This window comes from Natrinema pallidum DSM 3751, assembly GCF_000337615.1.
GTDB lineage: Archaea > Halobacteriota > Halobacteria > Halobacteriales > Natrialbaceae > Natrinema > Natrinema pallidum.
Genome location: NZ_AOII01000056.1, coordinates 1 through 6639 on the forward strand (window position 1 = coordinate 1; position 6639 = coordinate 6639).

The 6639-nt window shown below is 49.9% G+C and carries 4 protein-coding genes; 2 read left to right on the top strand and 2 right to left on the bottom strand.

Going from position 1 to position 6639, the window contains the following annotated elements:
* Positions 1-107: 107 nt before the first annotated feature.
* Positions 108-1217 (top strand): hypothetical protein, encoded by a 1110-nt coding sequence (locus C487_RS09380; RefSeq protein WP_006185507.1) that lies wholly within the window; start codon positions 108-110, stop codon positions 1215-1217.
* Positions 1218-1750: 533 nt separating this feature from the next.
* Here C487_RS09380 and C487_RS09385 read toward each other — a convergent pair.
* Together C487_RS09385 and C487_RS09390 are read right to left on the bottom strand one after the other, a co-directional pair.
* Positions 1751-2203 (bottom strand): hypothetical protein, encoded by a 453-nt coding sequence (locus C487_RS09385; protein ID WP_006185508.1) that lies wholly within the window; start codon positions 2201-2203, stop codon positions 1751-1753.
* Positions 2200-3195: a ParA family protein gene (locus C487_RS09390; protein WP_083864571.1), complete on the bottom strand. Its 996-nt coding sequence runs from the start codon at positions 3193-3195 to the stop codon at positions 2200-2202. The genes C487_RS09385 and C487_RS09390 overlap by 4 nt, the downstream gene beginning before the upstream one ends.
* Positions 3196-4494: 1299 nt before the next feature.
* Here C487_RS09390 and C487_RS09395 point away from each other — a divergent pair.
* The gene (locus C487_RS09395) at positions 4495-5841 is read left to right on the top strand and encodes a Cdc6/Cdc18 family protein (protein WP_049908062.1); all 1347 of its coding nucleotides are present in this window, start codon (positions 4495-4497) and stop codon (positions 5839-5841) included.
* The last annotated feature ends 798 nt before the right edge of the window (positions 5842-6639 follow it).

Below are 6639 nucleotides of genomic sequence, written 5' to 3' on the forward strand. Positions count from 1 at the left end.
GATCGAAGACGCTCAGAAGATCCACAAGCAACGACCAATCTTACAAGAGACGCTCGCTACCACTACACAACCGAGGTGTGAGGCTTAACTAAAGACGGATGCTACAGATGGTAAAGCTCAATGAATCTACTGTCACGGGCAGCTATTACATCGACGAGACGGAGATTGGGGAGACATTGACCATCACCAGTTCGAACGTCTTCGGCATTGTAAAGGGGACTGACCTCCGGCTTGGAAGCAAATGTAAAGTAAACGACCTTTCCGCGAAGGCGATCGACTTCAACGATTCTCTGTTCAAGTGGAACGTCACAATCTCGGAATCATTGGTTGGCGAAACAACATTGGAAAATGCGACATTCCGAAACATGCTTCGACTACAGAGAGTGATGGCGTACGATGGCTGCATCCGCCTCAACCGAGCCCGCGTAACCGACATATCGATTAGCTGGGCGCGCGGCTCAACAACTGTCGAGTGCAAACAGGCACGACTGGGCAATCTTAAGACATCAGTCCCCGAGGCGGGCCTGCTCTGGGACCGTCTCCATATCAACCGAACACAGTTCAACGAGTTCGACTTCGCGGACTTCACCGCCTCACTATCCAGCACGAACCATCTTATTCATAAGGACGAGCAGCGGAATCGTCTAGCTCGATATTGCTCGTTCCTCCCGACGTTCCTGCAGCACGGACAGCAATTACGCAGCGGAGATATGGACAATCTGATCAAGATGTACGAAGACCGTGAGGTAACCTATAGACGAGCGAAAGACAGCGCTGACACGACAGGCGATAACCCGGCAGCCTCGAAGTTCTACATGCACGAAAAAAAGTACCGGAGGCGACGACAGTTCTGGGCTATGTTCACTAGTGAAGGGAACCGGATACGCAATGGGGTGGTCTGGGCTACCAACCTCGGACTCGGTGTCTTAGCTGGGCATGGTGAGCGAGCGAGCCAAGTTGGTGCCTCAGCTTTCACCTGGGTCGTCATTTTTGGTCTTCTGCTCTCCATTATTCCGTCTCCGACCGCGGATGGAACCATGCTCCAACCTGCAATCGCCTTCGAACAGTCCTTGCGGACATTCGTTAGCGCTCCCTCCGCGATTGATCAGATGGATCCATCTCCTTTCGTCGAACGGCTTCTGCTTGTGGAGCGCGCACTAGGAATTGCATACATCCCACTGCTCGTATTTGCCCTAACCCGATCGCTTCACCGCTGACTCTACCGATATAACAATATTCTGAGGGAGGATAATTAACTGACACTATCTGGATCCGCACTTTCTTGTCGGGAGTACACTCACAAGAAACGCCAAACAAACGTTAACACCCAAATCATCGCCAGAATCGCCGGGGTTCAGTCTAAAGATATTCCGATCGTCGTCCTAGCGTTCGAGCATCGCGATCGGGAACCGACGATCTTTACCAACGATGCCGAATCCGCTGCGATCACTCCAGCTGAGCACAATCTCTCGGAGGTCGCTCTCGAGTACGTTGGCTGAAGTTCCCTAACTTCGACGCGCTTCATACCAGATAGTTCGTGGACAACGGTAACTGGAAAAGCAAAACACCCGACGGAATTAGCGAAGTTGGTGCACAAAATAGGCAAACGGTTGATGGCGTTTGATTTCTATGAATATCGTTGTTGTCCGATGAGAGCTTCGGTGTTAGAACGACCGTGATAGCTGGGTTCCGGAACCCGGCTCGTCAGTTCCAGAAGCCTCTGCTTCCGAATATCCCAACAAGCGGATCTTTAGTCGAGTTCGCCGAATCCTTCGTTTCTCATCAACTCAGCAACACCTTCTGGATTTTCGAAAGCGTACTTCAGAGCAAATTCCCGTGCGTCCGATTTCGGAATATCGTTGTTCGTCTCGAGTTCATCGGCGAGCGCACTCCGAAAGTCCGACTCTTGGTCAGTGACTTCCTTCCGGAGATGGGCTTCAATCCGCTCATCCCGCTCATCAAGGACTTTACTCCGGCGAACGAAATACGGGTACTTGTGGTCCTCTGATTCCGGTTCGTTCGTCGATACCGACTGTGACGTAGACTGTTCAGCGGTCTGGTTTGCCGAAGTCTCCGGCGAGCGCGGCTGATCTTGGTTCTGCTGACCGTCATTACTCGAGGAGTTATCTAGTGATCCAGAATTGGTGGTCTCCTCGGTATCATCACTTTGGCCGAAATCGAGGTTACCAGCACCGTCCTTCATTGCGCAGTCACCTCCGTTTCAGTATCATCACCAACCTCGAAGGATCGCTCACCGTAGTCGGCGATATCGAGCGTCAGTTCTGAGTCGATTTCGGCACCAAAGGTCTCGGTCGCTATGAACGCGGCCAGTTCATAGATATCAGATGCGGTTTTGAGTTCGCGGTCCCGAATCCGACGCTGTCCGGGCTCGCTAACCATTTCGCCGTCTTCTTCGAACGTCTTCCAGCGTTCCTCGATCACCTTGTATGCGGAGCCCCGTGCTTCCCACATCGTATCCATCAAGCTCTCCCGATCAGGGATCGCAACCGGTGTCGCGAACTCATCAGTATTCTTGAACTGTTTGGAGTACTGTTGGTGTGCGTTCGTCTGGCCAACACCGGATGGGACGACACATGAGAGGCCGACCTCAATATCTAACCGAGCCTCCATATTTCCGACCAATTCGTCGAGCCCCTCGAGGCTCAGGTTTCCTTTTCCGGCTGGTTTCACCGGCGCTACCAGTGTCCGCATGGCATAGATGGAGTTATACAACAGGTCCTCTGCTCGAGCGTTCGGGTCGATGAGGACGGCATCGTATTCCTCATTGAGTTGCTGTTCGTTCCACAGCAGGTCGTAGAGGAGTTCATATCGTGGGAACTCTTCTTTGCTCATATTTTTCATACCCGTTTCGTAAGCGATCTTTTGCTCGAGATTCGAGGTGAAATCACCGAGCATATCGTGACTCGGGATCACGTCGACGCCTTCATCCGACGTTTCAATGAGATCGGCGAACTCGCCATCAGGCATTTCAAGGATATGTTTGACCAGATTGTCGGCTTCTGGATCACTTCGGTGTTCCCCCACATCGAATAGGCTCGTCAGGTTCCCCTCCTGGGGGTCGAGATCAATCACGCAGACGTCCAGCCCCATCCGTTCTAAGCTGACAGCGAGATTTGCGGTTGTAGTGGTTTTGAAGGTGCCACCCGATTCTGAGTACACGACGACAGTTATCATAGAGAGACGTACAGCCACTTAGCACATAAATCTGTTTCAGACAATCGGGACATGTATCTATTACATATATCTGTAACAGATATCTGTTACAGGCATGCGATACAGACTTCTATAACAGATATCTACAACAGATTCCTACACCACCACTGTCGTGCGATTTTCTTCTTCCAGAGCCATCCCAACGAACGACTATAATAGATGAATTCTGTATGTCTGGTCCAATGATTCAAGACAGCCATACGTACAGACCTCTGTAACAGATGTCTGTAACAGAGACTGTATCTCTATCTCATAGAACCTCAATTCTGCAGATCTGCCCAGAAGACCGTTATAGAGTTCTATTACAGACATCTGTTACAGAAATCCAGTATACGCATTCTTCCTCACGCTGAAGAGCAAAGCTCCCTCTGTGGAGAGTGCTTTTGGCAAGCAGTATAGGAGAATTCTCGGAGCTTGACCCTAAGACGATTCACCCTACAAGATCTCCTTCTTGCATAGATCGCACCTCGAAGGTGAACCCCCACACCCCGTGTGCGATATGAAATCAACGAAAAGGTGGAAGGGTTGATTATCGATTTAATGGGTCTTACACCCTATATGCCGATTACTCCGAAAGAGAGGTGCTGTACTGGAAGAACGAGGGAAAGTCTATTTCAATAGGAAGATTTATATTGTTTCTCCGGAAACCAAAACCGCACTAGAGTTAGAGACCGCTGAAATGAGATAGACATTTCAGCAGATCTTAGTAGAGTTGCCTCATTTAGATCCTCTATCTAATCGCTGTTTGCGTTCAGAACTCCATCGCTGGCATCTCTCTAACAGTTTTCTATACAATTCCTCTCAAGAAGGTTGCCTGTGCCTTTCGCAAATTCATATCGCACACGGGGTGTGGGGGTCAAACGATCCTTGTTTCTTGATCTGGGTATGCTACTTGACTTTCAGGGGCGGATCTCTTAGCGAGCTCCTGTATGATCGCTAAAAGTCCTAAATTCTTCCCTTCAGGATTAACCCGCCGGCCAACTCTGAATGGAAAACCTATGTCTTTGGGTATAGAAAGGTGGCACTCTTCCGGCCGCTATTTCATTTCGCACACGGGGTGAGGCTCTACTCCTATCTTCTAATGGTGATCTGTTCCATTTCATATCGCACACGGGGTGCCTCTTCTGTTTGATTTCGCCCGCGGTTAGATGTCTTTGAAATGACTCCCCCTATACTGCGCCTATATCTTGTGAATTCGGAGTATTTAACATCGCACACGGTACCCACATCTATTTATGGAATGGACTGTATCCCGATAACATGGCTGACGGCGACGAACAACAGTCTCTCTCACAATCCATTAAAGGCCGTCTTCAAGAGGGGGTCCAGAATTCTGTTTTCAAAGACAAAGGACTCCTCGACCCAGATGCCGTCATTGACGAAGACAGAATCGTTGGTCGCGATCAGCAACTGGACGATATTATTACATACCTCCGACCTGCCCTCCAAGGTAATCGCCCTCCAAACATGCTTCTCTACGGCCCATCTGGGACCGGAAAATCACTTATCATCAATGCTGTCTGTCAGCAGGTTCTAGAGCTGGCAAACGCTCAAGAAGATCGATTCGGCGTAATTAGAGTCAACTGCCAGACGATCAAATCCCACGATCGTGCTGTCTATCGACTCGTCGAAAGTGCAGCAATCGAAGTCGGCGTTGATCCTGGGGTTCCTGAGAGCGGTGTCTCAACTGACCAGAAACTGAATCGGTTCTACGAAATTTTGAGCGATTATTTCGACTCTGTCATTATCATTCTTGACGAGGTTGATCTCCTTGTCGGCCGGCAACGCGAACCAAATGACGAGCCAGCATACTCGAAGTTACTCTATCAACTCTCTCGTGCATCTCAGCTAGGACGAATCGAAGGACACGTTTCAGTCGCAGCTCTCACAAATGATCCACGGTTCATGGAGAACCTCGATGGACGAGCAGAGAGTTCATTCAATCCACAGGATGTCGTATTCCCGGACTACGATGCGAATCAACTTCAGTCGATTCTGGGACGTCGTCGCGATGCTTACCAGGAGGATGTCCTTGAGGATGGTATCATTCCTCTCAGCTCCGCGTACGCTGCGCAGGACCACGGTGACGCCCGGAAAGCGATTGACCTTTTCCGAAAAGCAGGCGAGATTGCGGATCGGCAAGGAGAAGATATGGTGCTCGAAGAGCACGTCCGTGGTGCTCAGAAAGAGGCCGAGCGCGACCGTACCTTAACACAGATGCAAGGGCTTTCGACACAGAAGAAACTCTCACTCTATGCGACTGCCGTTGTCCCTATCCACTCTCAGCGGAACCTGAATGCTGTTCCGAGCACTGTTGCGTACCGAGTTTATCAGTATATCACTGATATTCTGGATACTGACGAAAAATCGCGCGATTCCTATCTTCGATACATGAGCGAAGCGGAGACCTATAATTTTGTCACGTCAGATAAACGAGGACGGGGCTACGGTAGCGGCGTTCATAAGGAATACACATTCGTTGATGATCCCGAAGTAGTTGCTGAAACACTACAGTCAGATATCCGACTCGAGGAAGTCGAACACGACGAGGGCTTAGTCAAGTCCGTTGTTAACGCTCAGATTGAGGATTTCTTCGAAGGAGAATAGCAGACAGGTAGTTTGACATTCTCCCGATTTCATATCGCACACAGGGTATGGCCCAAACATGTCAATAGATTATTTTACTATGGAATATGGCACCAATACATGATATTTCATCTCTCACACGGTCCCCACCTTCTAACTAGTCATATTCCAATATTTAATTACTGTAAAATATGCTCTATTCTCTGACGGGTTTTGTGACGGAGGTGTTCTCTCTCCGATTTCACTTTGCACACGGGGTGATTCCTGGTCTAATTCATATCGCACACGGGGCCTGCTTCTTCAAAACCTGAGAATACACTTTGTACACGGGGTGCTATTCATTGAGATAGATCACTCATCTTTATCGACTGAACTTTCATACTTTAAGCGTATTTTCTCTCCATCTCGCTACTGCCAGTCCGACACCACGCGACCGTGGCGACTGCCAGCCTGCTGCTGATACGCATGGCATCCCTCGTTTCGACTGTCGCGTGTGCCTATACACGCGACGGGACCCCACCCCCGAAAAGGCACACCGCGAGCGGGCGTTTTCTCTCCCCCGCGCCGCTTGCGGTGTTTTCAACACCCCTCATGGACCCCATTGTTCCCAGTCTATTGGAAGAATTATGTGTTAATTGTCACGAAGAAGGCGCCTCTGACAATTCGGTTCTCGATGAGGGACCATACCTCACTATTTCCAGTAAAGCACCGTCTCCTTGTCTCTCCCACCCAAACGATGACTAGCTCTCCGAATCGACTGGACATTTGTACTTTGACTTGATTTTCTCGCCCTCTCTCCACTGCCAGTAGTAGTAGCGG